Origin of the sequence: Streptomyces sp. NPDC008079 (genome assembly GCF_042957385.1) — a bacterium.
In the GTDB taxonomy this organism is placed as follows: Bacteria; Actinomycetota; Actinomycetes; order Streptomycetales; family Streptomycetaceae; genus Actinacidiphila.
This window is the reverse complement of the sequence record NZ_JBIBIC010000005.1, coordinates 440,824-465,611: the sequence shown is the minus strand read 5'-3', so window position 1 is coordinate 465,611 and position 24,788 is coordinate 440,824. Positions and strand designations below refer to the sequence as shown.

20 protein-coding genes and 2 pseudogenes are annotated in these 24,788 nt (G+C 71.7%); 11 read left to right on the top strand and 11 right to left on the bottom strand.

The window, feature by feature from the left end:
- The first annotated feature begins 190 nt into the window (after positions 1-190).
- The gene (locus ACFZAM_RS15310; RefSeq protein ID WP_391046191.1) at positions 191-490 is read left to right on the top strand and encodes a hypothetical protein; all 300 of its coding nucleotides are present in this window, start codon (positions 191-193) and stop codon (positions 488-490) included.
- A 15-nt stretch (positions 491-505) separates the two neighbouring features.
- Here the strand turns inward: ACFZAM_RS15310 and ACFZAM_RS15305 are convergent.
- Positions 506-1,448 (bottom strand): annotated as a pseudogene (locus ACFZAM_RS15305) (IS5 family transposase).
- Between the two features lie 894 nt (positions 1,449-2,342).
- Between ACFZAM_RS15305 and ACFZAM_RS15300 the strand changes: the two are divergent.
- Complete coding sequence (locus ACFZAM_RS15300; protein ID WP_391046189.1) at positions 2,343-2,954, top strand: hypothetical protein; 612 nt, start codon at positions 2,343-2,345, stop codon at positions 2,952-2,954.
- A gap of 195 nt (positions 2,955-3,149) precedes the next feature.
- Here ACFZAM_RS15300 and ACFZAM_RS15295 read toward each other — a convergent pair whose 3' ends face one another.
- Complete coding sequence (locus tag ACFZAM_RS15295; RefSeq protein ID WP_391046188.1) at positions 3,150-3,977, bottom strand: methyltransferase domain-containing protein; 828 nt, start codon at positions 3,975-3,977, stop codon at positions 3,150-3,152.
- A 290-nt stretch (positions 3,978-4,267) separates the two neighbouring features.
- Here ACFZAM_RS15295 and ACFZAM_RS15290 point away from each other — a divergent pair, with 290 nt between their 5' ends.
- The 3 genes and pseudogenes from ACFZAM_RS15290 to ACFZAM_RS15280 all read left to right on the top strand — a co-directional run bounded on the left by ACFZAM_RS15290 (position 4,268) and on the right by ACFZAM_RS15280 (position 7,364).
- Positions 4,268-5,794, top strand: coding sequence for a multicopper oxidase domain-containing protein (locus ACFZAM_RS15290; protein WP_391046185.1), 1,527 nt, complete (start codon positions 4,268-4,270; stop codon positions 5,792-5,794).
- Between the two features lie 186 nt (positions 5,795-5,980).
- Positions 5,981-6,148 (top strand): annotated as a pseudogene (locus ACFZAM_RS15285) (MarR family transcriptional regulator); the annotation flags it as partial.
- Between the two features lie 232 nt (positions 6,149-6,380).
- The gene (locus ACFZAM_RS15280; RefSeq protein ID WP_391046183.1) at positions 6,381-7,364 is read left to right on the top strand and encodes a phosphotransferase; all 984 of its coding nucleotides are present in this window, start codon (positions 6,381-6,383) and stop codon (positions 7,362-7,364) included.
- 112 nt (positions 7,365-7,476) lie between these two features.
- On the opposite strand, the gene ACFZAM_RS15275 is transcribed toward ACFZAM_RS15280, so the two are convergent.
- Positions 7,477-7,941: a hypothetical protein gene (locus tag ACFZAM_RS15275; protein ID WP_391046181.1), complete on the bottom strand. Its 465-nt coding sequence runs from the start codon at positions 7,939-7,941 to the stop codon at positions 7,477-7,479.
- Positions 7,942-8,291: 350 nt separating this feature from the next.
- On the opposite strand from ACFZAM_RS15275, the gene ACFZAM_RS15270 reads away from it, so the two are divergent.
- The 6 genes from ACFZAM_RS15270 to ACFZAM_RS15245 all read left to right on the top strand — a co-directional run bounded on the left by ACFZAM_RS15270 (position 8,292) and on the right by ACFZAM_RS15245 (position 14,968).
- Positions 8,292-9,146, top strand: a complete 855-nt coding sequence (locus ACFZAM_RS15270; RefSeq protein ID WP_355342695.1) for an STAS domain-containing protein — start codon at positions 8,292-8,294, stop codon at positions 9,144-9,146.
- Positions 9,143-9,547, top strand: coding sequence for an STAS domain-containing protein (locus ACFZAM_RS15265; RefSeq protein WP_355342692.1), 405 nt, complete (start codon positions 9,143-9,145; stop codon positions 9,545-9,547). The genes ACFZAM_RS15270 and ACFZAM_RS15265 overlap by 4 nt, the downstream gene beginning before the upstream one ends.
- A complete protein-coding gene (locus ACFZAM_RS15260; protein WP_355342689.1) occupies positions 9,544-9,957 on the top strand; it encodes an anti-sigma regulatory factor in 414 nt (137 codons plus the stop codon). The genes ACFZAM_RS15265 and ACFZAM_RS15260 overlap by 4 nt, the downstream gene beginning before the upstream one ends.
- Positions 9,954-11,294 (top strand): SpoIIE family protein phosphatase, encoded by a 1,341-nt coding sequence (locus tag ACFZAM_RS15255; RefSeq protein WP_391046178.1) that lies wholly within the window; start codon positions 9,954-9,956, stop codon positions 11,292-11,294. Before ACFZAM_RS15260 ends, ACFZAM_RS15255 begins: the two co-directional genes overlap by 4 nt.
- Before the next feature lie 8 nt (positions 11,295-11,302).
- Entirely contained in the window at positions 11,303-12,682 is a 1,380-nt protein-coding gene (locus tag ACFZAM_RS15250; protein WP_355342683.1) for a SpoIIE family protein phosphatase, read from the top strand.
- A gap of 324 nt (positions 12,683-13,006) precedes the next feature.
- Positions 13,007-14,968 (top strand): hypothetical protein, encoded by a 1,962-nt coding sequence (locus tag ACFZAM_RS15245; RefSeq protein WP_391046176.1) that lies wholly within the window; start codon positions 13,007-13,009, stop codon positions 14,966-14,968.
- A 254-nt stretch (positions 14,969-15,222) separates the two neighbouring features.
- Here ACFZAM_RS15245 and ACFZAM_RS15240 read toward each other — a convergent pair whose 3' ends face one another.
- The 8 genes from ACFZAM_RS15240 to ACFZAM_RS15205 are packed head-to-tail and all read right to left on the bottom strand — an operon-like array spanning position 15,223 to position 24,592.
- On the bottom strand, positions 15,223-16,287 hold the full coding sequence (locus tag ACFZAM_RS15240; RefSeq protein WP_391046173.1) for a hypothetical protein: 1,065 nt from the start codon (positions 16,285-16,287) through the stop codon (positions 15,223-15,225).
- Positions 16,284-17,510, bottom strand: a complete 1,227-nt coding sequence (locus ACFZAM_RS15235) for a ring-opening amidohydrolase (RefSeq protein ID WP_391046171.1) — start codon at positions 17,508-17,510, stop codon at positions 16,284-16,286. Before ACFZAM_RS15235 ends, ACFZAM_RS15240 begins: the two co-directional genes overlap by 4 nt.
- Positions 17,507-18,946 (bottom strand): amidase, encoded by a 1,440-nt coding sequence (locus tag ACFZAM_RS15230; protein WP_355342671.1) that lies wholly within the window; start codon positions 18,944-18,946, stop codon positions 17,507-17,509. The genes ACFZAM_RS15235 and ACFZAM_RS15230 overlap by 4 nt, the downstream gene beginning before the upstream one ends.
- A complete protein-coding gene (locus ACFZAM_RS15225; RefSeq protein ID WP_391046169.1) occupies positions 18,943-20,595 on the bottom strand; it encodes an ABC transporter substrate-binding protein in 1,653 nt (550 codons plus the stop codon). Before ACFZAM_RS15225 ends, ACFZAM_RS15230 begins: the two co-directional genes overlap by 4 nt.
- Positions 20,585-21,673: an oligopeptide/dipeptide ABC transporter ATP-binding protein gene (locus ACFZAM_RS15220; RefSeq protein WP_391046167.1), complete on the bottom strand. Its 1,089-nt coding sequence runs from the start codon at positions 21,671-21,673 to the stop codon at positions 20,585-20,587. Before ACFZAM_RS15220 ends, ACFZAM_RS15225 begins: the two co-directional genes overlap by 11 nt.
- Positions 21,670-22,566, bottom strand: a complete 897-nt coding sequence (locus tag ACFZAM_RS15215; protein WP_391046166.1) for an ATP-binding cassette domain-containing protein — start codon at positions 22,564-22,566, stop codon at positions 21,670-21,672. The genes ACFZAM_RS15220 and ACFZAM_RS15215 overlap by 4 nt, the downstream gene beginning before the upstream one ends.
- A complete protein-coding gene (locus ACFZAM_RS15210; protein ID WP_355342659.1) occupies positions 22,563-23,498 on the bottom strand; it encodes an ABC transporter permease in 936 nt (311 codons plus the stop codon). The genes ACFZAM_RS15215 and ACFZAM_RS15210 overlap by 4 nt, the downstream gene beginning before the upstream one ends.
- Positions 23,495-24,592, bottom strand: coding sequence for an ABC transporter permease (locus ACFZAM_RS15205; protein WP_355342656.1), 1,098 nt, complete (start codon positions 24,590-24,592; stop codon positions 23,495-23,497). The genes ACFZAM_RS15210 and ACFZAM_RS15205 overlap by 4 nt, the downstream gene beginning before the upstream one ends.
- Between the last annotated feature and the right edge of the window lie 196 nt (positions 24,593-24,788).

The following is a 24,788-nucleotide window of genomic DNA, read 5'->3' as shown; positions in this document are numbered from 1 at the left end:
CGGTGCAGTCCTAGACAGCTCCACCACACCGGAGGTCTTCGCCATGATCAAGCACCGGCACATGTCAACAACGCTCGTGATCAATACACCTAGGAGCTGTCCGGCCGATCATTGATGGCGTGCGTGCGGCTGCTGCTGCATGAGATCGAAGTCGATTGCTGGGCGCCTGGTGCTGCGCGACCATCGTCGGATGAGTATGGATGAAGGTCGAAAGCTGACGCGGGTCGTGCAGACGTGTTCTGGCTGCCCATCGCAGTGGGATGCCTGGACGGCGGACGGCCACTACCTGTATCTCCGATACCGGCATGGCGAGGGCAGCGTCGAGTGGCACCCCGGCCCTGACTTTGATGACAGTCCGGAGTCTTGGAACGAGGGTCGCTCGGGGCTCCTGACCGAATGGGACGACGGCACCGGCAGCGGCGTCATCAGCCTTGAGGACTTCATGACGGCAGCCGGCCTAGTACTTGCGCCGGCAGCTTTGGTGGGTTGATGTCATGACACGCGGTCAGGTGCGGAGCCTGATGACAAGGGCGGCTGGCGTGACGGTGCCGAGGAAGACGTAGCCGCGCTTGTGGTAGCGGGTCGCGACAGCGCGGAAGTTCTTCAGCTTGTTGATGGCCCTCTCGACAGTGTTGCGGCTCTTGTACCGCTCCTTGTCGAAGCCGGGTGGCTGTCCGCCTCGCGATCCCCTGCACAGGCGGGCAGCCTGGCTGTCGGTCTTCTCCGGGATCGTGTGCCGGATGCCGCGCCGCCGCAGGTACTGACGGCAAGGACCGCTACTGTAGGCCTTGTCGGCTGCGGCGCTGTCGGGCTTCTTGCGGTGTGGGCCCGACCCGAGCCGCGGAACCCGGATCTTCTCCAGCACTGGAATGAACGGGGTGCAGTCGGCCCGCTGCCCCGGCGTGACGATCAGGGACAACGGACGGCAGAAGCCGTCCGCGCTCAAGTGGATTTTGCTGGTGAAGCCGCCGCACGAGCGCCCCAAGCTCTCGCCTCCCGCACCACCTCCGCCGGGCGGCCGACGAGGCTCTGCCACGGAGTTTCGTCCTGGTGTTCCAGGGCACCCGTCCCCCTTTGAGTCGGCAAGACCCGGCGGCGGGTCGGTGCGGGCGCCGGCCGCGTGCTGGTGCGCACGCACGATGGTGGAGTCCACCGAGACGGCCCAGTCGATCTCGCCCACCGCGTCAGCTGCGGCTGGACCTGCCGCATCAGGCGTTCCCAGGTACCGTCGGCCGACCACAGCCGATGGCAGTCGTAGACGGTCTTCCACGGCTCGAACCGCCCGGCAGATCGCGCCAGTGCACCCCGGTCCGCACCCGGTACAAAACCCCGTCGATCACTTGCCGGTGATCACGCCACCGCCAGCACCGACCGTTGCTCACCGGCAAGAACGGCCGCAGCCGTTCCCCCTCGGCATCCGACAGATCGCCGCGTTCTCCCCGCCCCATAGCGGGAACAACGAGCAGATCAGGAGACGGTCACATGATCGGCCGGACAGCTCCTAGCAGACCAGGCAGAGCGCAGCCGGACCGTCCTCACCGGTCTGGGGCTTCGACGCCATCGACCGCACCGGCTCTCGGCCGCATCGGACGGGCCCACGACGTCACCGAACACCAACTCGCCCGTCTCGTTGACCTGGCCGGACACCACCTGCCGTCGGCGGCTACCGTGCACGCCATCCCCATGACAGGCTCCCGCGGCACCGTCCGATACAGCCTCGCACCTTGGACCCCCGTCCGTCGGCTCCTCTCCCACCTCGACACAGCGACTCGCGCCGCGGGGCTGTCCGGCCTACACCCCACCCCGACGCTGCGCCCCCACATCGGCATCGCCTACTCCCACCGAGTACAGCCCGCCGCTGCATGGAGTTCCACGCGGGCACGGCGGGCACGGACAGTGCCTGCTACGTCCAGCCCCTTGGCGCTGGACCGAGTCTCGCGACCGCCCTGAACAACGCATTGCGTGCGGGGCGTTGGAACACGGCGGCGATGTCCGACTGTCAGATGCCGTCAGGTGAGGCAGACCGGAGAAGGGACGTCTTGTGAGGCGCGGGCCCAGGTTGCCAGGGAGCAACCGGGGACCACACGCGGTGCGCGGTGGTGAGCGATGGAGGACTTCGCGATTTGGTGATCAAGGAGTGGCAGGTTCACATCCTGTCGTCCCGACGGTGCACGAAGGGCCCGCCGACCAGGTCAGCGCAACTTCACCCTGGACCAAGATCGTCTCAACCGGCAGTGAGCCCGCGCGGCCCGGGGCTATCGGTGAACTACCAGCGCAATAAGGTGAGTTGAGCCTCCGCGCAGTACCCTGTGGTGCTTTGCGGCGACCACAGGGAGATCACGATGCACTACCGGAATCCCCGTTTCGAGCACTGGCCGGTCTACGAGGACATCACCGACACCTACTACCGGCACGGCCGCTTCTTCTACGGCGAGGACCGGGACGGCCACCTGCGGGTGGGGCGCGTCGTGGCCTTCTACCGGTACCTGCATCCCATCAGCACCTCTGCCGTAGAGCCGGTCGTGCGCTTCGTCGGCACCGGCGGGGTGGAGGGCGAGCCCGAGTACGTCTCACTGGGTGAGGTGACCGAGCGCTGGTGGATCGGCCGGACCGCCGAGGACGTCGAACAGGCGTGGCGGGCGGCATCCACGACCGGGGAGTGGCCGCAGCCGCAGACCGGCGGGCCGGGACAGCACCCCGCGGCACCCTTCTACGTCGATCCGGCGCACTACCTGCTGTACTACGCGGCCCGTGACGACGACCGGTCCTACCTCGGCCGGGTCGTCGGGTGGGATCCGCCGCTGGAGCCCAATGAGCTTCCCACGCCGATCGTGCGCCTCTACCAGCCGGACGGCAGCCTGGACGAGGAGGGCCAGTACGAAGGGCTGAACCTGCCGGTCGGCGGTTACGTCGCCGGGACGCTGGATGCAGCCCGGGACTACCTCGACAAGTAGCGGTAGCGGCTGCCCCATGCCCTGCCGCGCGAGGGGAGGCGCGGCGGGGCGCTGTCGAGCCGCTGTTCGCGGGAAACGCCTGGGCCCGCCGCCATTCGGTGGAGCGCGCCCCGTCGTGGCGATGCGGAATCTCCACGCCCACGGCCGAGTCCACGGCCGAGTCCACGGCCGATCCGCGCGCACGGCGCGGGTGGCTCACTCGGCGCGTTGTCCGACACGGAGGACGCTCAGATAGCGGCGTGCTGCTCGGTCGCCCATCCGCGTGCGGACGCGCTCGGCTACCGCGTCGAGCAGGGGCTCACGGATGTCGCGGTCGAGCCTCCGGTACAGCGACAACGAGCGGAGGTGATCGGCAAAGCCGTCTCCGTCGAACCATTGCACGGTCGGGTACCAGCGCACGATCGGTGGGCCGAACAGTCCTCCGGGATCGTCGACCAGGCCCCAGCCCTCGTCGGTGGCGCGCACGTCGTCCTCCAGGGGAGGATGACGCCAGTCGGGGTCCCCGGGGCAGAGCTGCTCGTGGAGATCGGCGGTCTCGGCGTAGAGCTCCTGCTCTCCTGGCCGGCGGACGACGACGTGGCCGAGCACCGCCATCCAGCCTCCGGGACGGAGCACGTCGTGCGCCCGTTGCCAGCCGATCGACGGGTCGACCCAGTGCCACGACGACGCGGCCACGAGAGCGTCGAAGCGTCGGCCGCGGTCGTCCCACTCCTCGAACGTCGACGTCTCGACGTCGACGTTGCCGAAGGACGCGATCCGTTGGCGAGCGAGCGCGGCCATGTCCGCGCCCGGCTCGACGGCGGTCACTGAGCAGCCGAGTGCTGCCAGCGAGCGCGTCGCCTGACCGGTGCCGCAGCCCACTTCCAGCACCGACGACCTGTCGTCCGTGCCGGTGACGGCGACAAGGTCCGCGAACAGTTCGTCGGGGTAGCCCGGCCGGACCCGGTCGTAGAGCTCCGGCACCTCGTTGAACACCCGGCCGAGGTCGCGCGGATTCGGGCGCATCTCCGGAGTATCGGTCATGGGCGTACAAGCTATGAGGTTCGTCCACGGGGACGCCACTGGTTTAACGGCGGCTCCTCGACAGCAGCCGTGTCGGTCCTCTCTGTCTGCCCTGCGCGACGACCCCGCAGCGGGTCGCGGCGGTGGGGGACAGGTGGAAGGCCGGGGCGAGGTGCGGCGGGCCGGCGCCGACGGCCAGAGCTTCCCGGAGTGACGCGGCGCATCAAGGGTCAGGCGTGTCGTGCTTGTAGGCATTTGCGCATTTCGCGATGCTTGACGCGACATTGGTCGGCATCGTGTGGAGGCGTTTCATGGGTTCATCACGTGGTGTCAGCCGGCGTGCGCTGCTGGCGTCGGCCCCGGCGCTGGCGACGGGGGCGCTGCTCGCGCCCCGAGCCGCAGCCGCGCCCGCGCCGTTCCCGCAGCCGCCGGTCATCCGCTCCAAGGGCGGCGTCCTGTCGACCTCTCTGCGGGTCGCGTTCACCCGCGGCGTGCTGCCCGGCGTCGGCAACGTCAACCTCCGGCTCTACAACGGGCATGTGAACGGGCCGACACTTCGGCTGCGCCCGGGCGACGTCCTCGACCTGGAGCACGTCAACGACCTGCCGCCCAACCCCGACCAGACCTCCCACGCCGACCACAACGTCCCGCACAAGTTCAACTCGATCAATGTTCACACTCATGGCCTGCACGTCTCGCCGACGGGGAACGCGGACAACGTCTTTCGCGAGTTCACCCCCTACGACCCGCGCAACGGCCTGAACACGCGCAGCTACCGCAGCCGGATCGAGATTCCCGCGGACCACGAGGGCGGCACGTTCTGGTACCACCCCCACGTACACGGAGCAGCCGCCGTCCAGTTGTCCAGCGGGCTGATGGGCGCCCTGATCGTCGAGGGGGCCATCGACCAGGTCCCGCAGGTGGCCGCCGCGAGCGACCTGGTGATGTGCGTCGGCGAACTGAAGCTCGCCCGGGGCCAGGTACCCGACCTGCACGCCGAGGACGATCTCAGCTCGGTTCCCTCGACCTTCGTCGTGAACGGGAACTACCGGCCGCAGGTGCGGCTGCGCGTGGGCGAGGTACAGCGCTGGCGCCTGGTCAACGCCTCCGCGTTCACCGTCCTGCCGATCGAGGTGGAGGGGCACACCCTGCACCAGATCGCCATGGACGGCATCGCCTTCACCCGGCCCGTGGAGCGCGAGCGCGTCACCCTGGCCATGGGCAACCGCGCGGACGTCATGATCCGCGCACAGCGCCCGGGCAACTACCGGATCATGGCCGGGGACACCCTGCTGGCCACCATGACCGTGCAGTCGGGACCCGGCGTACGGATGGACCTGCCCACCGAGCTGCCCGGCCCCGCGCCGTTCATCGACCCGGCCGAGGTGACCCGGCGCCGGGCCCTGACCTTCCACAGCGACATGGACGCCTTCCCCGGACAGGCGTTCACCCATGCCTTCCGCATCACCGGTGACGGCGCGACCCCCGCCACCCGCGACGCGGCTGACCCGTCGGATCCGACCTACGGGCGATTCGACCCCTCCTACGTCAACCACACGCTGCGGCTCGGCGACACCGAGGAATGGACGCTCACCAACGACTCCGCCAGCCACGCCAATCACCCCTTCCACCTGCACACCAACCACTTCCTGGTCACCGCCGTCGACGGCCGCGCACTCGACACACCCGTCTGGCAGGACACCGTCGCCATCAACAAGTCCGGCTCGGTGACCCTCCGCGTCCGCTTCAAGGACTTTCCCGGCCGGGCCCTGGTGCACTGCCATCACCTCCAGCACGAAGACCGCGGCATGATGCAACTCATCGAATACGTCTCCTGACCAGGGCGGGGGCCAAGCCTGTTGCTCGACGCCCGGCCGGCCCTCCTCGGTCGTCCCGGCCCCGGAGACCGACCGTCGAGCCGCTCTTCACCGCAGGCCAGCGGACCGAGGGCGATCCGGAGACCCTGACCGTGCTGGACGCCGCCTACACCGCCCGTCGGTGCCCGCCACCAGGTGGTCGGGGCAGCGGGCAGCGCTCTGCGGCTCACGGATGCCGGGGACGCTGCCAGGGTGCGGTTGCGCGAGCTGGTGACCGAGCTGCGCGGTGTGGTCCACGAGGGCATCAGCGACGAAGGGTACGTAGTCGCGCTCAAGGTGCTGCGCAAGTTGGTCGCCAACGTCGAGCGCAGCAAAGCCTCCGGGCCGGCTTCTTCCTCTCGGCCTGCCTGCGAACCGGTCGGGGGAGACCATGTGCGTAGGGTGCGGAAGCCGGTTGACGGCGGCGCTGGCCAGCGTCTTGGGCTTGGTCGAATCGACGTCTGAGGGGTACAGGTTCGAGGCGGCGCACGCCGAGCGGGCGAACGGGACCGGCGTGGGCACGGTGGCCATGGGATGCGTCCGTCGGTGAGGTCGGTAGCCTGCCTTCATGGTTTCGGGCGAGGGGGCCGGGCACATCGGTGCCGATCTTGAGGGTCAGGGCTGGGGTGTGACGCGTGCCTGGGTGGAGAAGGGGCTGTCAGCGGCCGAGCGCATCGAGGACGTCGTACGGTTGCGTGGCGGCTGGACGTCGGAGATGCGCCGCCTGGGCATCTGCGGGCCGGGCGGTCGACGCTCACTAGTCCTGCGGTCCTTTGCGAAGCCCTTCTTCGTCCGGCACGCGGAGGGCCTGCTGACCCGCGAGGCAGCCGTCCTGCGCCTGCTCGGCGACACGGACGTGCCCGCAGCCACGCTTGTGGCGGTGGACGCAACGGCGCGCTACTGCGACCATCCCTCCTTGCTGATGTCCCTGCTGCCCGGGACCGTGCGCCTGGGCGATGAAGGGGCCGAGCGGCGTGCCGAACTGCTTGCCCGTCAATTGCTGCGCATCCACCGGCTGCCGGTGACCGCGGAGGCCCGGCCGCGCACCTATCAGGCGTGGACCTCTCCCGAGCGGGTGAGCCCGCCCGAAGACACCGAGCGGCCTGAGCTGTGGCAACGGGCCGTGGACGTGATCCGCCGCGAGCCCCCGGACTACCGGGCCTGTTTCCTGCACCGGGACTTCCATCCCGGCAATGTCCTCTTCACGGGTGACGGCGACGGTCTGCGGATCAGCGGCGTCGTCGGCTGGGTGGAGACCTCCTGGGGGCCGGCCGACCTGGACGTGGCCCACTGCTCGACGGCCCTGGCCCTGCTGCACGGCGTTCCCGCGGGCATGCGCTTCGCCGACCGCTACCTCGATGCGGGAGGAACGCTGGCCGAGGACCGCGCCGCTCATCTCTACTGGCGTCTGCTGGACGCGTTGGCCTTCGCTCCGGACGCCGAGAAGGTCGCCATCCCCTGGCGCGAGGTGGGCCGTGCTGATCTGACCCCCACCGTGCTGACCAGGCGGCTGGAGGGATACCTCCAGGCCCTTTTCGACCGGTACGCATGAATCCGGACCGGTGGCCCGGCCGCCAGCGGTCCTGGGCGGACGCGATCAGCGGCGGTCTCCCGCTGCGGCAAGCGGCTCAGCCACGCGGGAGCGGTGGGCGTTGACCGTCTCGTCAACTGCCTGACCGAGGTTGGCCCCAGGAGATACCGGTCCCCGACCCGCGGTGCAGGCGGCGGCGGTGTTGCCGTAGAGCGCGGACTGAGAGGCACCGCTCGGCGAGGTCGTAGGTGGTGTGCGGCACCGAGGCGACCGGCTGGGCCTGGTCGGTGTTGGGCGCGACCGGCAGGGTCTGCGTCGTGGAGGGGTAGGACAGCCGGGCCACCGAGTCGCCGGGCGCACCGCCGCCGGGGCTGGTGATCGACGTCGGCTTGTGCGCGGTGTAGCCGAAGGACGTCGTGCGGTTGAGGGTGTCGTTCACCGAGGCCAGGTCCCCGGAGCCGTTGACGGCGTAGGTCACGGTGCGGACCGTACCGTCGGATGCCGTCTGCTTCAGGGGCGCCGTAGCGCCATTGAGCAGATCCCGCGCCCCGCCGGCGGCATACGTCTCCGCGAAGAACTTCGCCGTGACCTTCCTCATGACATGACCCGCGTTATCCGGGGAATGGCCGTGCGCGGCCGGAGAAGCGAGGCCGCCCGGCCAGGGGGAGGCGCAAAGCGCAGGAGAGGCCGAGGCGCGGGAGGGTCGGCGACGCCGCCTCGTTGCTCGGGGGGCGGGGCGTTTTGGCTTCGGCGCCGTCGACCAGAAGGGTTTGACCCGGTTGGTGGGCTTGGCGTATCTCGTGATCGTCGGTGGTACGGGGGGCGGAAGGGGCGTCGCTTCGTGGGGGAGCGGAGCGGCGGCGCCTCGGGGGATCACCCGGCTGCCTCTCACCCGTATGGCTTAGAGTTCCGCGAGGATCGCTTGATCCCGTTGAGAGAGGATTCCCTGTGGCTGGCAAAGACATCGCTAAGCGCTTGATCGGTCTGCTGTCCGTCCGGGGTGAGGATCTGGCCGCCGAGTGGGCCGACAAGGTGACCGGTTCGCTCGGCGGACGAGTGAGCCGTTCCGAGGTCGAGCGGGAGCTCCGGGAGATCTACGCCGCGCTGCTGGCCGCGCTCGGCAGCGGGAGCGTGGACGGGCACGACGAGGCGTTCGGCGAGGTACGTGCGCTGCTGACCGAACTGTCGCGGAACCGGGCCATGCAGGGCTTCGCTCCCACCGAGACCGCCGTGAGCGTGTTCGCGCTCAGGGAGGTCCTGGCGCCGGCGCTGGAGGGCGAGGACAGCGACCCGCAGGCGTACCTGCAGTTCGCCGCGCTGCTGGACACGCTCGGGCTGTTCACCATCGAGGTCTACACCCGTACCCGCGAAGGGCTGATCGCGGCGCAGGCGGAGCAGTTGCTGGAGCTGTCCACCCCGGTCGTGAAGCTGTGGGACGGCGTGGTCGGCGTCCCCCTGGTCGGAACCCTGGACTCGGCGCGCACCATGGTGGTCATGGAGAAGATGCTCCAGGCACTGATCGACACCGGGTCGGAGCAGGCGATCATCGACATCACCGGTGTGCCCGCCGTGGACACCGAGGTCGCCCAGCATCTGCTGAAGACCGTCGTGGCGGCCCGGCTCATGGGCGCCGAGTGCACGATCTCCGGCATCCGCCCGCAGATCGCCCAGACCATCGTGGCGCTGGGCATCGACTTCGGTGACATCGTCACCAAGGCCACGCTGGCGGACGCCCTGCGGCACGCGCTGCGCCGTTCCGGAGTCACGGTCTCCCGTACGGCGCCGCAGGCCGGTGGCCGATGAGCGAGCAGGTACCCGTCCTGCGGATCGGGCAGGTACTTCTGGTCTCGATCCAGACCGACCTCGACGACCAGGCCGTGATGCGACTCCAGGACGACCTCGCCGCCGCGGTGGTGGACACCGGCGCGCACGGGGCGATCATCGACATCACCGCCGTGGAGATCGTCGACTCGTTCGTCGGCCGCATGCTGGCCACCATCGCCAACCTCGCCCGGCTGCTGGACGCCCAGACCGTCGTGGTGGGCATGCGCCCCGCCGTCGCGATCACCCTGGTCGAACTCGGCCTCTCGCTCGGCAACGTACGGACCGCGCTCACCTTGGACAAGGGCCTGCGCATGCTCGAACACGACCGCGTCGGGCACGGCTTCGAAAGCACCGTGCCGGACGCAGCGGCTGACGCATGAACGGCGCCTCCCGTACCCCGGAGGTACTGGAGATCACCGCCACCACCCAGGTCGTACAGGCCCGCCAGTTGGTGCGCGCGCTGGCACAGGAATGCCGGTTCTCCCTGGTGGAGCAGACCAAGCTGATCACCGCGGCCAGTGAACTGGCCCGCAACACCCTCATCCACGGCGGCGGGGGCACCATGACCGCACTGCTGGTGGAGCAGCACGGACGGCGCGGCGTGCGGCTCGTCTTCACCGACGACGGACCGGGCATCGCGGACATCGACCTGGCGATGACCGACGGCTGGACCTCGGACAGCGGAATGGGCCTGGGACTGCCCGGTTCCAAGCGGCTGGTCGACGACTTCGTACTGGAGACGACGCCCGGCGAAGGCACCACCGTCACCATCACCAAGTGGGTCCGATGACGACCCCCGGTTCCCCCGGGCTGGCCGACTGCGAGGACGTGGCCTGGTTCCGCGACCGGCTCGACGCCGCGCGTGGCGCGGCGGCGGCGCTCGGCCGCCGGATCGGCCTGGGCGATCAGCGCACCGCCGAGTTGGTCCTGGCCGTCTCGGAACTGGCGGCCAACATCACCAAGCACGCCGTCGACGGCTCCCTGCTGCTGCGGGTGCTGCGCAGCCACGCCGAGTCCGCGGGGAACGTGGTGGCAGGTGTGGAGGTGATCGCTGTCGACAGCGGTCCCGGCATGGCCGACGTCTCCGCCGCCCTGCGGGACGGGATGTCGACCGCGGGCACGCTGGGCATCGGCCTGGGCGCCGTACAGCGTCTCGCCGACACCTTCGACATCCACTCCCAACCGGGCGTCGGCACCGTCCAGTTGGCCCGCTTCTGGCCGCGCTCCGCGGCGCCCGCCACGGCCGGGGAACCCGCCGTCGGAGGCATCACCCGCCCGATCAGCGGCGAACAGTCCTGCGGCGACGCGTGGGCCGCGCGTATGGACGCGCGGACAACGGCGCCGCGCGGCCAAGCGCCGACAGCCCCTGACCAGGCCGCCGGCGCACCGCCCAGTTGGTCGGACCTGACCAGCCCCCGTCCCACCGCGGTCAGCGCCGCGGACGCCGGCCTCCGGGCCGGTCCGTGGCCGGGTTCGGGCGGCCGTCCGGCGTCGGCACACGGAGGCGACCGTCCGGCGTCGGCACACGGGGGCGGCCGTCCTGCGCCCGTACACGGGGGCGGACGTCCCGCGTCGGTGCGCGGAGGCGGACGTCCCGCGCCCGTGCGGGGCGCCGTGCCAGGGCCCGGCGAGGGCCTGCTCGTCATGTCCTGCGACGGACTGGGCCACGGCCCGCTGGCCGCGCTGGCCGCACAGGCGGCCGTCCAGGCGTTCCGCACCGGATCCGGTCATACGCCCGAGCAGGTGATGGAAGAAGTGCACCGCGCGCTACGCGGCACCCGCGGCGCCGCCGTAGCCGTTGCCCGTCTCGAGCCCGACGGGCGGGTGCTGTTCTGCGGCGTCGGAAACATCACCGCGGTCCTGCTCACCCGGACCACCCGCACCACGTTGCTGTCCCACCCCGGCATCGTCGGCCACCAGACGCACCAACTGCGCACCCATGAATACCGGATGCCCGCACAGGGGGCGCTGGTGATGCACTCCGACGGGCTCAGCGAACGCTGGAAAGGCGCCGATCTGGCCGGGATGCTGCACCATCCGCCCGCGGTGATCGCCACGGGGCTGCTGCGCCTGGCCGCGACCCGCCGTGACGACGCCAGCGCAGTGATCGCCAAAGCGGCCCAGTGAGCCCGCCCGTGTCCGACCGCCTCAGCCCGACCCCGCTGCTGGTCACCCCCATCAGGACCGAGCGGGACGTGTTCGCGCTGCGCCGCCACGCCAAGACCATCACCGAGGCGGTCGGCCTGGACAGCCGCGACCAGGTACGTCTGGCCACCGCGGTGAGCGAACTGGGCCGGGACCTGCTCCGCCCCGCGGTGAGCGAACCGGGCCGGGACCTGCTCCGCCCGGCGCCGATGACCGCGGTCTTCAGCATGCGGCAGGAACCGCCCGTTCTCCTCACCGTGTTGCAGTGGGGCGACGACCGCGCCCCCAGCCGCGAGTCGCTGACGGCCGTCACCCGGCTGCTGCCCCAGACGCGTTACGAGACCGCCCCCGCCGCTCCCGCGCGGCCCCCGTCGGGCCCCGGCCGCGTCGAGATCGCCTGCCCGATCCCCGAACTCGCCGCCCGCGACCTGAGGATTGAGCAGGTCCGCTCGCTCCTCGCGTCCGCGAGCCCGGCCAGCGCGATCGACGACCTCCAGGCCCAGACCCGCGACCTGATCGCCTCACTCCAGGAAGCGCACGCCCAGCGCGACGAACTCGAACGGCTCAACGACGAACTGACCGAGACCAACGCCGGCGTCATGGCCATGTACGCGGAACTCTCCGTCGAGCACAAAGACGTCGTCGAGCGCTACAGCCAGGAACACGAGCTCGCCCTGGCTCTGCAGAGTACGTTCCTGCCCGCCACCCTCCCACAGGTCCCCGGCGCCGAACTCGCCGTGCGCTACCTGCCCTCCGCCACCACGGCCGAGATCGGCGGTGACTTCTACGAAGCCGTCGACACCTCCCGAGGGCTCCTCCTGGCAGTCGGTGACGTGGTCGGCCATTCCCTGCAAGCCGCCATGGTCATGGGCGAACTCCGCCACGCTCTACGCGCCTACGCCGCCCAGGACCACCCCCCGCACGTACTGCTGGAGCAGCTCGACCGGCTCCTGGGTCTTCATCGGCCCGGATGGACCGCCACCGTCTGCATCGCGCTGGTCGAGCCCGGCAACGCCTGCCTGCGTATCGCCAACGCGGGCCATCTCCCGCCGCTGCTCCTCCACCCCGACGGCACCTATCGCTACCTGACCGAACACGGCCCGCTGCTGGGCCTGGGCCTGCCCCATCCCCCCGCCACCGCGCACCCCGTCGAACCCGGCAGCCGACTCCTCATGATCACCGACGGGCTCATCGAGACCCGCGACAGCATCCTGGACAAACGCCTCGAACTCCTCGCCGCCACCGCCGCGGCGGGCCCCCAAGAACCCGACGCCCTGTGCTCGGAACTCCTCGACACCTTCGGCGCCGAGCCCGACGACGACATCATCGTCTTCACCACCCGCCTCACCCCGCCCCCAGCGGAGGGGTGAGTGTCGCCGTCGGCCGTGGTCCTGCCCGGGGCCGGGCCGGGCCGTGCCGCCGGGTGAGACCCGCCGCACCCCCGGCGATCGACGGTGTCGACGGCCCCTGCCGCCGACTTCGGCGATGACGTGGCGGGCCGTACAGGGTTGCCAGCACCCGGCATCGTGGTCCGTTGCTCCGTCCTGTCATCATGACCACGGCGCGGGAGTGGCGGCGTCGTGGTCCGCATGAGGGCATCCGCGCCATGTGCCTTCCACCGGTGCTGTGCCGCCTCGCTCCGATGTGCGCGAGCATGCCGGGCGCAAGAGCGCTCGCCTGAGACAGGAGCCGTAATGGCACTGAAGATACGCACACCGAAGACTGCCGCCGTGGCGCTCGCCGTCACCGTGGCCGCGGTTTCGTTGGGCACCGCCCTTCCCTCGGCCGCCGCCGGGTACACCGCTTCGGCGGGACCGTGGAGCGCGGCCGTCGCCCTGACCGGAGCGGACGGCCAGCAGACTCTCATCGATGTCCAGGTGGCCGGTGACGGCGCCGCGTTCGCGCTGTGGCGGGACAAGGCCGCCGGGGCCACCGGTTGGGACTTCCGGACCGCCGTACGGCCTGCCGGAACCACGACATGGAGTGCGCCGCACACCCTGGCGACCGGGCGTGCCGAGAATTCCGCGGCCGTCCTTGCCGTGAGCGCCGACGGACGGGCCGTGGTGTCCTGGCTGGACGGCAGTGGCGCGGACGGTTCGCTGGTCGCCCTGGCCGCGGGCTGGAACCCGGCCACGGCGGCCTGGTCCGCCCCGGCCACCCTCGCAGCCTGGGACGGCCTGGACATGTCCACGCCTCGCCTGGCCGCGGCGGCCGACGGCACCTTCACCGCCGTCTGGGACCAGGGCGACGGGTACCGTAAGTACGATGTGAGAACCGCCGCCCTCGCCCCCGGCGACCAGGCGTGGTCCGCACCCCGGACGCTGGCTTCCACCACGACCGGATCCCTCTGGAGCATCGACCTCGCGGTGGCCCCCGGCGGCGCCGCCACCGCGGTCTGGGATGAACTCAACCGTTTCACCGGCGAGCACACGGTCTCCACCGCGACCCGCACCTCGGCCCGGTCCCGTTGGAGCGGTGCCTCCGTGCTGCCCGGCACCGACGCCACGTCAAGCGACGTACAGGTGGCGATGGACGCCAAGAACGCCTCCACCGTGCTGTGGCGCAACGGCGCCAACGACCTCAAATCCGCCACCCGCACCGCTCCTTCGGGTAGTTGGAGCGCAGCTCAGACCGCCGTTTCCGCCATCAACTACAGCGACGGAAGCGAACCGTTGGCCGCGCCCAACGGTGACGTCACCTACGTGTGGACGGGCTGGAGCCCCACCGCCGGTGTCCCCATTGTGCAGACCGTGACCCGTACCGCGAGCACCGGGACCTGGTCGGCGCCGAAGACGCTGTCCACCGGCTACGTGAACTGGCGGGTGGACGCCTCCATCGGCGCTGACGGAACCGTGCAGGTCGTGTGGCCGCAGGTGCCGAGCATCGACAACGGCAACGACCACTACCTCGAGTGGGCGGTGCGCGCCGACGGCACCTGGAGCCGGGCCACCGCTCTGAACAGCACACCTGTCGTCGACGTCCCCAACACCGACGCCCTCGCGGGCGAGGTGGCTGCCGGACCGGACGGCCGGGCCACGGTGCTGTGGCGCAAGGCCGAGTACGTCGGCAGCGGCGGCTACACCTCCCAGGTGTGGTCCGAGGCGCAGACCCTGTTGATGGTCAAGCCACAGATCACCACCAACGCCGCGGTGAGCGGAACGGCCCGAACCGGCTCCACCCTCACCTGCTCCGCCGCCTGGAACGGCACCAACGCCAAGGCCGCCTTGGCCTGGCTGCGCGACGGCGCGGTCATCTCCGGTGCCACCGCCAAGACCCGCGTCCTCACCTCTGCCGACTACGCCCACAAGGTGTCCTGCCGGGTCACGGTCAGCAACGGCGCGGGCTCCGTCGCTTCCACCTCGCCCGCGCGGAAGATCGAGGTCGGCCCCGCGCTGAAGACCACCACCGCGCCGTCGATCTCCGGCTCCGTCAAGGTCGGTCACAAGCTGACGGCTGCCCGCGGCACCTGGTCGCCGTCCGCCACTTCCTACACGTACCAGTGGAAGCGCAACGGCAAGACCATCAAGGGCGCGACCAAGTCCGCCTACGCCCCGGTGAAGGCCGACCGCGGCAGGAAGATCACGGTCACGATCACGGCCCACCGCAGCGGCTGGACCAACGGCGCGGCCACCACAAAGCCCGTCACCGTGCGCTGACCCGACGCGGGCCGGTACCACCGGCCCGCGTCCGCCGGTCCGGAGCCCGGTCGACTCAGAGGTGGTGGGCCAGCCCCGAGTCGGCATGTTCAGGTGGGCGAACGCCGCGCGCGTCAGCGCCGGAGGCCGGGCGACGCCACGGCGGCGACCGGGGCCGAAGGGTCGGCCTCCGCGCCCGGTCGCCTGCCTCGCTGACCCGCGGGGACGGTGTTCCGTGAGGTGCGCCGCCCGCTGACGGGATCAGCGGGGGCGGTTCAGCCGATGCCGAGGCGGCGCATTGTCAGGCAGGCCAGGGCCACGTCGCAGGCGGCGACGCCCTGGACGATGCCGAGCACCCGCTCGTCGGGGTGCGTGCGGCCGGGGAGGGAGCCGGCGGCGACGGCGGGGAGGGAGCCGGTGAGCCGGGCGTCAAGGGTCCGCGGGGGCAGGCCCGCCGCGAGCCAGGAGGCGACCGAGCCGATCTCCCGGGCGTAGCCGAGATCGTCGACGAAGAAGCGGTCGGCCGTCCCGGTCCCGTGCCCGGTGGCCTCCGGGGCGAGCACGGCTCCCGCGACGCCTCCGCACCCGGCTGCCTCGGCGGCGTCGGGGGCGGGGGCCCGGGTGCCGTACGGCGTCGGCCCTGTCACGATCTCGGCCGCGATCTCCGCGCCGCCGCCGAGGCCGAGCAGCGTGACGCCGGGCCCGAAGTGCCGCGGGTGGACGACGGGTTGGCGGGCCGAGGTGAGGGCGACGACGATGTCCGAGCCCGGTGCGGCGGCGTCCAGGCCGTCGTACGGGGTGAGGGTGGCGCCCGGTGCGACGGGCTGCCGGGCGACGAAGTCGGCGGCGGAGCCGGCCGTGCGCGCCACCACCCGGATCTCCTCCAGCGCGAACGCCTCGGCGAACGCGGCCGGGACGAAGGCGGCGATCTGTCCGGCGCCGACCAGCGTCAGCACCTTGCTGTCGGGCCGGGCCAGCAGCCGCGCCGCGACGGCGGCGGAGGCCGCCGTCCGCAGCCGGTGCAGCCAGGTCTCCTCGACGGCGACCAACGGGCGGCCGGACTCGGTCTCCAGCACCAGGCACCAACTGTTGCGCCCGCCGGTGTGGGTCGGGGTGACCCGCACCCCGGCGACCCCGTACCGGTCGAGCAGCGCGCCCTTGAGGCCGAAGCCCCGCGTGCCGCCGCTCACGCCGAGCCGGGTGATGGTGGGGGCGGACAGGGAGAGCCGGTCGGCGCCGAAGTCGGCGTAGGTGGCCTCGACCACCTCCAGCGCGTCGGCGACGGTGATCACCGACCGTACGTCGGCGTCACCGACCATGGGCAGGGTCGGCAGGCTCATACGGCGCCACCCGCCGGGGAGGCCGCGACGGAAGCCGGTACGCCGCGCGGCGGCACGTCGGTGGCCGGCGCGCCGGAGACGGGCGGTCCGACGATCGCGACGCACAGGCCGCCCCCGTCCGGTGCCTGGTGGACGGAGTTGGCGGAGATGAACATCCGCCCGGTGCCGAGCACCGCTCCCGCCACCCCGCTCATGATCGCCCGGACGTGCTTGTCCGGGTCCAACTGGCTGGTCAGCACGGTGGTCCGGACGCCACGCAGAGTGCCGTCCCGCCGGTTGCCCGCCTTGATCAGCAGGGCCGCGACCTGTCCCGGCTCCCGTACCGTCCCGTCGGCGGTCAACTCCGCGCCCGCCGCGGCCAGGACGCGGCGGATGCCGGGCGCGTCCAGGACGTCGGCGAGCAGGCCGGAGACGATCCGGAGGTCGCCGCCCGCGCCGGGGCGGTTGCCGAACACCAGGACCTCGACACACGCGGCCTCCGAACTGGAGAAGACCATGGTGCGGCGCGAGTGCAGGGTCAGGTCACGGCCGAAGGCGGCCGGGACGACGTCGGCCCGCTCCACCTCGCCGAGCGCGAGCGCCGCGCCGAGCGCGCCGACCGCCTTGGCCTCGGCGGAGGTGACCCGCATGGGCTCGTCGTGTGCGGTCAGCGGCGTCTTGACGACGGCCAGCGCGACGTCGGCGGGGTCGAGACCCGCGTCCGCGACGGCCTCCGCGACGGCCTGCTCGGCCAGCGCGACGTGTTCGGCCGAGCCGATCTCGGAACCGCGGATCCGGCGGCTGCGCCCTATGCCCACGCAGAGCGTGCCCGTTGGGCCGGGCGCTCCGCGAGGAGCCGGGGCCGCCTCCCCGCCGGTGGACTCCGCGTCGTCCGTCACGGCAGCGGCACCCGCGCCGTCCGTCACGGCAACGGCCTCTGCGTCGTCCGCGTCGTCCAGCTCGACGACGAGATAGCCGAACGGCGTCATCGCCCCCTCGGAGCCCGTGGAGTGCAGGAACACCGAGCGTTCCAGCAAGTCCCCGCCGCCGTGCGCGAGCACGGCCTCCCGGGCCCGCCAGGACGCGAGTTCGCGTGAGAAGTCGTTGGTCTCGGCGCTGCCCTCGGTCTTCACCAGCAGAGCGAGCCGCCGTATCCGTGCCGGGTCGTGGGCGCTGAGCACAGCCACCAGCCCGTCGGTGTCACCGGGCCCCGCGGTGTCGAAGGAGTCGATCCTGACTGTCATGCTCGGGCGCCTTTCGGAAGGGGGGCGGCGACAGCCGGCCAGCGGTCGGCCCAGCCGTACGCGGCCTCGTAGTCGGATGCGAGGTCCAGCAGCGCCCGGTCCGCGCCGTACGGGCCGACGAGCTGGAAACCGATCGGCAGGCCGGCCGGGGACGGCGGTCCCGGCAGGCTGAGAGCGGGCACACCGGTGGCGTTGGCGATGCCGGTGAACACCCGCTGGTAGGGCGGGGCGAGCTGGTCGGCGGCCCAGGGCATCGCCCCGGCGACCGGGGTGAGCAGCAGGTCGGTGCCGGTGAAGAAGTCGGCGAGCTGCGCGAACAGGTCACGGAAGGCGTCGAGCGCGTCCACGTAGTCCGCGGCGCTCAACGAGCGGCCGTGCTCGACCATCGGCGGGTAGATGTCGCCGACCGCCGCGCGCCAGTCCGGGTGACGGCGCATCAGCCAGGCCAGGCCGGTGGTGCCGATGGTCCGCCAGTGGGTGTCGAACCGGCCGAAGTCGAAGGGCACTTCGCCGGTCTCCACCCGGTGGCCGAGCGTGCTGAGCCGGTCGGCCGCGGCCGTCAGCGACGCGGTGATCTCCGGTTCGACCGGATAGTCGCCGAACCGCCCCACCATCCTGATCCGCAGCGGCCGGCCGCGGAAGGCGGGGCCGTCCGGCACACCGAGCGAACGGCGGTCCCGCGCGTCGGGCCCGGCCACCGCCCCGAGCAGCGCGGACAGGTCCGCCACCGTACGGGCGGCTGGTGCGATCACCTCCAGGTCGTGCAGCACGGTCGGCAGGCCGTCGAGCCGGGCGACCCGGCCCAGCGTCGGCTTGAGCGCGACCAGCCCGCAGTACCCGGCCGGCCAGCGGATCGAGCCGCCGCCGTCGGTGCCCAGCGCCACCGGCCCGACGCCCGCGGCCACCGCCGCCGCGCCGCCGCCGGTGGACGCGCCGGTGGTGAGCGCGGGATTCCACGGGTTGCGGGTGGTGCCGTGCAGCAGGGTGCTGACATTGCCGAGACCGAGGGTGAACTCCGAGACATTGCTCTTGCCGAGGATCACCCAGCCGCCGGCCCGCAGCCGTCCGACGCACAGTTCGTCGCGCTCCGGTGTGCGGTCGGCGTAGAGCCGGCTGCCCCAGGCGCAGGGCATCGCGGCCACCGGGATGTTGTCCTTGACCGTGAGCGGCACGCCGTCGTACGCGCTCAACGGGGTTCCCGCGCGCCACCGTTCACCGCTGGCGGCGGCGGACCGCCGGGCGGCGTCGAAGGCGCGGTGGGCGAAGACGTTCAGACGCCGGTCGACCTGCTCGGCGTGCTCGACCACCGCTTCCAGCACTTCGGCGGGCGTGGCCGAGCCTTCGGCGTAGGAGGCGGCGAGTTGCCGCGCCGAGCGGCGCCACAACGGCTCGGAGCCGGACTCCCCGGTCGACGGCCCGGCCTGCCCGGCCGTCACTTCTTGGGCTCCAGCGTCCAGTAGAGGGTGACGGGCTCCGGGGTGAAGGTCAGGCCGGACACCCCTGAGGCGCTGACCAGGGTGCGGCCGGTGACCACCAGCGGCAGGAACGCGGCGTCCTGCGCGGCGAGTTGCTGGATCTTCTCGTACGCCTGGTCACGCGCAGGGCTCGGCGCCGCCATGGCGAACTCGCCCTGGAGCCGGTCGATCTCCGGGATGCTGGTGCGGGAGAAGTTCACGACCCCGCCGGTCACGGTCCACAGCTTCACCGGGGTCTTGGCGTCCTCCACGTACGTCGACAGCGTGGTGAGCACCATGCCGTCGTCGGCGCTGCCGCCGGTCTTGGCGGTGGCGCGGCCGATGATCGAGGTGATCAGCGCGGCCGAGGTCTGCGGTTGCAGGGTGACGTCGACGCCGATCGGCTTGAGCGCGCTCTTGATGAGCTGGGCGGCGGTCGCGAAGTCGGTGTTCTCGCTGGGGTAGCGGAGCTTGGTGGAGACCGACGGGTTCCCGGCCTGCGCCATCAGGCTCTTGGCCTTCGCGGCGTCGCCGTAGTCCTTCCACGCGGCGCTGTAGCCGGGGGCGCCGGCGGAGACGTAGGAGTCGGCACGCTCGGCCTGGCCGTAGTAGACGTTCTTCACCAGCGCGTCGTACGGGAGTGCCTCGGCGACGGCGCGCCGCACCAGCGGGTCCTTGAACGGGCCCGCGTCGGAGGCGAGTTGGAGGTAGAGGTAGCTGGAGGTGTTGGCGTGCTGGACGTTGAAGCCGGCCGACTTCAGTGAGGTCGCGTCCCGGGGGCTCAGGCCGTACTGGGCGATGTTGACGCTGCCGCCGCGCAACAGACCCGCCACATTGCCGTCGTTGACGACGCGCAGTGTCACGGCGGAGAACTTCGGCGCGTTCAGGGCCGCGCCGGGCACCGCCGCGAGATTCAGCGACTGGCCGGTCTGCCGGCTCTTGACGTAGTACGGGCCGCTGCCCGCCACGTGGCTCTTCAGCCACTCGGCGGCGATCGGGTCGGACGGGCCGGCGTTCTTGAGGGCGGCGGCGGAGTCGATGACGCCGTACCAACAGGTGCGCAGCGTGGCGATGTTGACCTCGCTGGCCTTGATCGGTTTGCCCGCGCTGTCCTGGTAGCGAATGGCGACGTGGGTGGCGTCGGGGGCGGTGATCTGGGCGGCGTCGAAGACACCGCTGTTGTTCAGCTCGACGGCGCCGTTGAGCTTCAGCGCCCGCTGGAGCGACCAGACGGCGTCCTTGGCGGTGACCGGGTTGCCGCTGGGGTAGAACTTCAAGCCGTCGCGGAGGGTGAAGGTGACGGTGTCCCCGGCGATGGTCCAGGAGGAGGCGAGGGCGGGTGCGGCGGCGAGGCCGTTGGAGGCGGAGTGGCCGCCCTGGGCCGTGGTCTTGTAGCCCACCAGGTTCTGGTAGACGTTCATCGCCAGCTCTTTGTCCTGGTCGGTGTTGACGTTGCCCGGGTCCATGGTGGAGATGTCGCTCGGCCAGGCGGCGACCAGCGCCGCGGGCGGTTTGGCGGCGCTCTGTCCGGTGGTGCCTGCCGAGGACGAACAGGCCGTCAGGACGGCGGCGACCGCGACCGCGGCCGTACCGGCCAACAGCCGGGCGCGCTGCGGAGATCTACTGGTCATCTGAGTCTTGCCTCTCTCTTCGCGCGGCCGAGAGGTCGGCACTGACCTGTCGGTGGGTGATGGGGCAGGCGGCGTCGTGCGTGCCGCCGAAGGACAGTTGCGGGGGCCTACCGGCCGTGCAGGACTCCTCCGCCAACGGGCAGCGGGGGGCCAGCGCGCAGCCGGCGGACAGGTCGAAGGGGCCGGGGTTCTCGCCGCTGAGCCGGATGGCGCGGGTGTGGCCGCCGTACGCGGCGACCGGGGCGGCGTCCAGCAGCGCGCGGGTGTAGGGGTGAGCGGGACGGCGCAGCACCTCCTCGGTGGTGCCGGACTCCACGACCCGGCCCACGTACATCACCTGCACGCGGTGCGCGATCCGGCGTACGGCCTGGAGGTCGTGCGAGATCAGCAGGTAGGCGATGCCGGTCTCGCGCTGGAGGCGGGCCAGCAGGTCCAGCACGACGCCCCGGGTGGAGGCGTCGAGCGAGGCGGTGGGCTCGTCGAGGATGACGGCCCTGGGCTGGACGGCCAGCGCGCGGGCGATGCCGATCCGCTGCCGCTGGCCGCCGGAGAGCGCGGCCGGCCGCCGGTCCAGGAGGTCCTCGGACAGCTCAACTGAGGCCAGCAGCTCACGGATTCGGGCCTCGCGCCGCGGCGCGGGCATCCGCAGGTGCAGCCGTAGCGGCTCGTCCAGGATCGAGCGGATCTTCTGCCGGGGGTCGAGGGAGGAGCGGGGGTCCTGGAAGACCATCTGCACGTCCCGGTACACCTCGCGCCGGTCGCGGAAGGACGACAGCGGGCGCCCGGCGACGGTCACCCGGCCCGCGGCCGGTTCGACCAACCGCAGGATCGACCGGGCCAGCGTGGACTTGCCCGAGCCGCTCTCCCCGACGACGGCCAGCGTCTCGCCCGGCCGCAGCACCAGGTCCACGCCGTCCACGGCGCGCAGGGTGTGCCGCAGGCCCCGGCTGCGGACGGTGAACTCCGTCCGGAGGCCGTCCACTTGGAGGACCGGTTCGGACCCGGCCGGGGCGGACGCGCCGACGGCGGCCGAGTCGGCGGCGGAGGCGGAAGAAGCGGGTACGGCGGACGAGGTCATGACGGCCTCCCGGAGTCGTCGTCAACGCGGTTGGCGGCCAGCAGGAGTTGGGAGTAGTCGGCCTGCGGAGCCCGGAAGAAGTCCTCGGCGGCGGCCTGTTCGATCACCGTGCCGCCCCGCATCACCACCACCCGGTCGCAGGTCTCGCCGACGACGCCCAGGTCGTGGGTGACCAGGCACACGGTGAGCCCGTCCTGCCGGGCCAGCTCCACGACAAGTTCCATCACGTCGGCCTGGGTGGTGACGTCCAGCCCGGTGGTCGGCTCGTCCAGCAGCATCATCCGGGGGCGGCACAGCAGTGCCATCGCGATCATCGCCCGCTGCGCCATGCCGCCGGAGAACTGGTGCGGGTACTGCGCCATCCGCCGCACGGGGTCGGGGATCCGGACGCGTGCCAGCGTCTCGGCCACCAGTGCGCGGCCCGCGCGTTTGCCGAGGCCGTGGTGGAGCCGGGCCACGTCGGTGAGCTGGCGGCCGACGGTGAGCACCGGGTTGAGCGAGGAGCGGGCGTCCTGGAAGACCATCGCGATCTGGCCGCCGCGCAGTTCGCGGTAACCGGCCTCGTCCAGGCCCAGCAGTTCCTTCCCGTCGAAGCGGATGGAGCCCTCGACGGCCAGCCGGGGCGGGCACAGTCCCATCACGGTGAGCGCGGTCAGCGACTTCCCGCTGCCGGTCTCGCCGACGATCGCGGTGATCTGCCCGCGCGGCAGCTCGAAGCTCACATCGCGCAGCACCTGGACGGCGCGCGCCCGGTCGCCGTGCCCGGAGCGGAAGGCGCCGGACAGGCCGGCCACGGTGAGCAGCGGGACGCCGGGTTCGGCGCCGGACGCGTTCCCGGCTCCGTCGGCCAGGGGCGCGGGCGGCTGTACGGCCGCGCCGGAGGTGGCGTTCATCGGTCGTCCTCCCGTTCCAGCAGGCCGTCGCCGAGCAGGTAGAAGGCGGCGGCGAGCAGCAGAATGCAGACGCCGGGGAACAGCGAGATCCAGTACGCGTCCGGGGAGTCCTTGCCGCCCGCGATCATCGAGCCCCACTCCGGGCTGCCGGGTTCGATCCCGACGCCGACGAAGCCGAGACTGGAGACCACGATCGCCACCCAGGCGGCGTTGACCGCCGCGTAGGACACCAGCGGGGTCAGGCCGTTGGGCACCAGGTGCCGGGCCAGGACACGCCGTCCGCTGTTGCCCGCCAGCACGGCGGCCTCGGCGAACTCCCACGACTTGCGGCCCTTGACCTCCGCGCGCAACAGCCGCAGATAGCCGGGCAGTCCGACGAAGGCGACCACGACGATCACATTGGCCAGGCCCGAGCCGAGCGTGGTGACCAGCAGCAACGCCAGCAGCAGCGCGGGGAAGGACTGGAGGATCTCGGTGACCCGCATGATCACCGCGTCCGCCCAGCCGCCCCAGTACCCGGCGACCGCGCCGAGCAGGCTGCCGATCACGAAGGCGATGGCGACCGCCACCAGGGTCAGCCACAGGTCGGTCCAGGTGGCGGCGAGCGTCTTGGAGAAGACATCGGAACCCGCCTGGTCGGTGCCGAACCAGTGCTTCCCGCCCGGGGACTGGTACGGCAGCCCCACGCCGGGCTGCTCGGGGTCGTACGGCGTCCAGATCCGGCCGACCGCGGCGGCCACCAGCAGCACGGCCATCAGGCCGAGGCCCAGGCGTACGGTCAGCGAGTCGGCGCCGCCGGCGCCGGGCAGCAGGCGGGTCAGCCGACGGCCGGACGGGCGCCGGTCCTGGTCCGGGCCGCCGGGCCCCGCGGGCGGGCCCGCTGAGGGGGCGGCGGTCAGGTCGGCGGAGGGCACGGGGGCCGGGGCGGTCATGAGCGGATCCTCGGGTCGGCCAGCGAGTAGGCGAGATCGACCAGTGCGTACAGGGCGACGTATACGACGGCCGCGTAGAGCACGAAGCCCTGGAGCGCGGGGAAGTCGGACTGCTGGACGGCGGTCAGCGCGTACTGGCCGATGCCCGGCCAGCCGAAGACCCCCTCGACCAGTACCGCGCCGGTGAAGGCGAAGGCGACGCCGCCGGCGATCATGGTGATCACCGGGAGCAGCGCGTTGCGGAGCGCGTAGCTGCGGTAGATACGGGACCGGCTGAAACCGTAGGCGTGCGCGGTCCTGACGTATTCGCTGCGCAGCGCCTCGACCATGCCGGACCTGGCCACCCTGGTGATGGGGGCGAAGATGCCGCAGACCAGGACGACGCAGGGCAGCACCAGTTGGAGCAGGGCCTGCCGGACGGTGTCCCACTGCCCGGCCAGCAGCCCGTCGATGACGTAGCTGCCGGTGACGCCGGGCGGCGGCGCCAGGCCCGCGGGCAGTCGGCCGATGGGTCCCGGCAGGATGCCGAACCGGACGAAGAACAGCGACAACAGCACCAGGCCGAGCCAGAACTGCGGCATCGCGAGCGCCGCCACGGTGACCACCCGGATCGCGTGGTCGGCGGCCTTGCCCCGGCGGACCGCGCTGATCACGCCGAGCGCGGTGCCGAGCAGGACGCCGATGATCAGGGCGGGTACGGCCAACTCCAGCGTGGCGGGCAGCCTGCTGGTCAGGTCGGCGCTGACGGCGCGGCCGGTGCCGAAGGACGTACCGAGGTCGCCGTGCAGCAGATCGCGCAGGTAGATGAGGTACTGGCGAGGGATGCTGTGGTCCAGGCCGAGGGAGGACCGCACCTGGGCCCGGACCTCCTCGCTCGCCCCGGGCGGTACCAGCAGGCCCGTCGGGTCCGGCGCCACGACGCGGGCCACGACGAACGTGAAGGTGACCACGCCCCAGACGACCAGCACCGCGCCGCCCAGTTTGCGGGCGACCAGCAGCAGGGCGCCTCGTGGCAGCAGGCCACGGGACGGGGACCGGTTCGGCGGCCTGGCGGCGGCCGGAGGTACGGCCACCTCGATGTCGGAGACGGTCATCAACCCCCCTTCCCTTATTTCCGTGAGACGGAAACGAATATTCCGCACTGCGGATTCGACAGTATTGGAAGGCCCCGGTCCGGCTGTCAAGGGTTTCGTGCCCGATGACCTTGCGAATCGGTATTCCCGCTGCGCAGTCTGAGGAAGTGTCATTGACAGGGGGCCGGTGAGGCTCCGATACTCCAGTGGTGCGGAG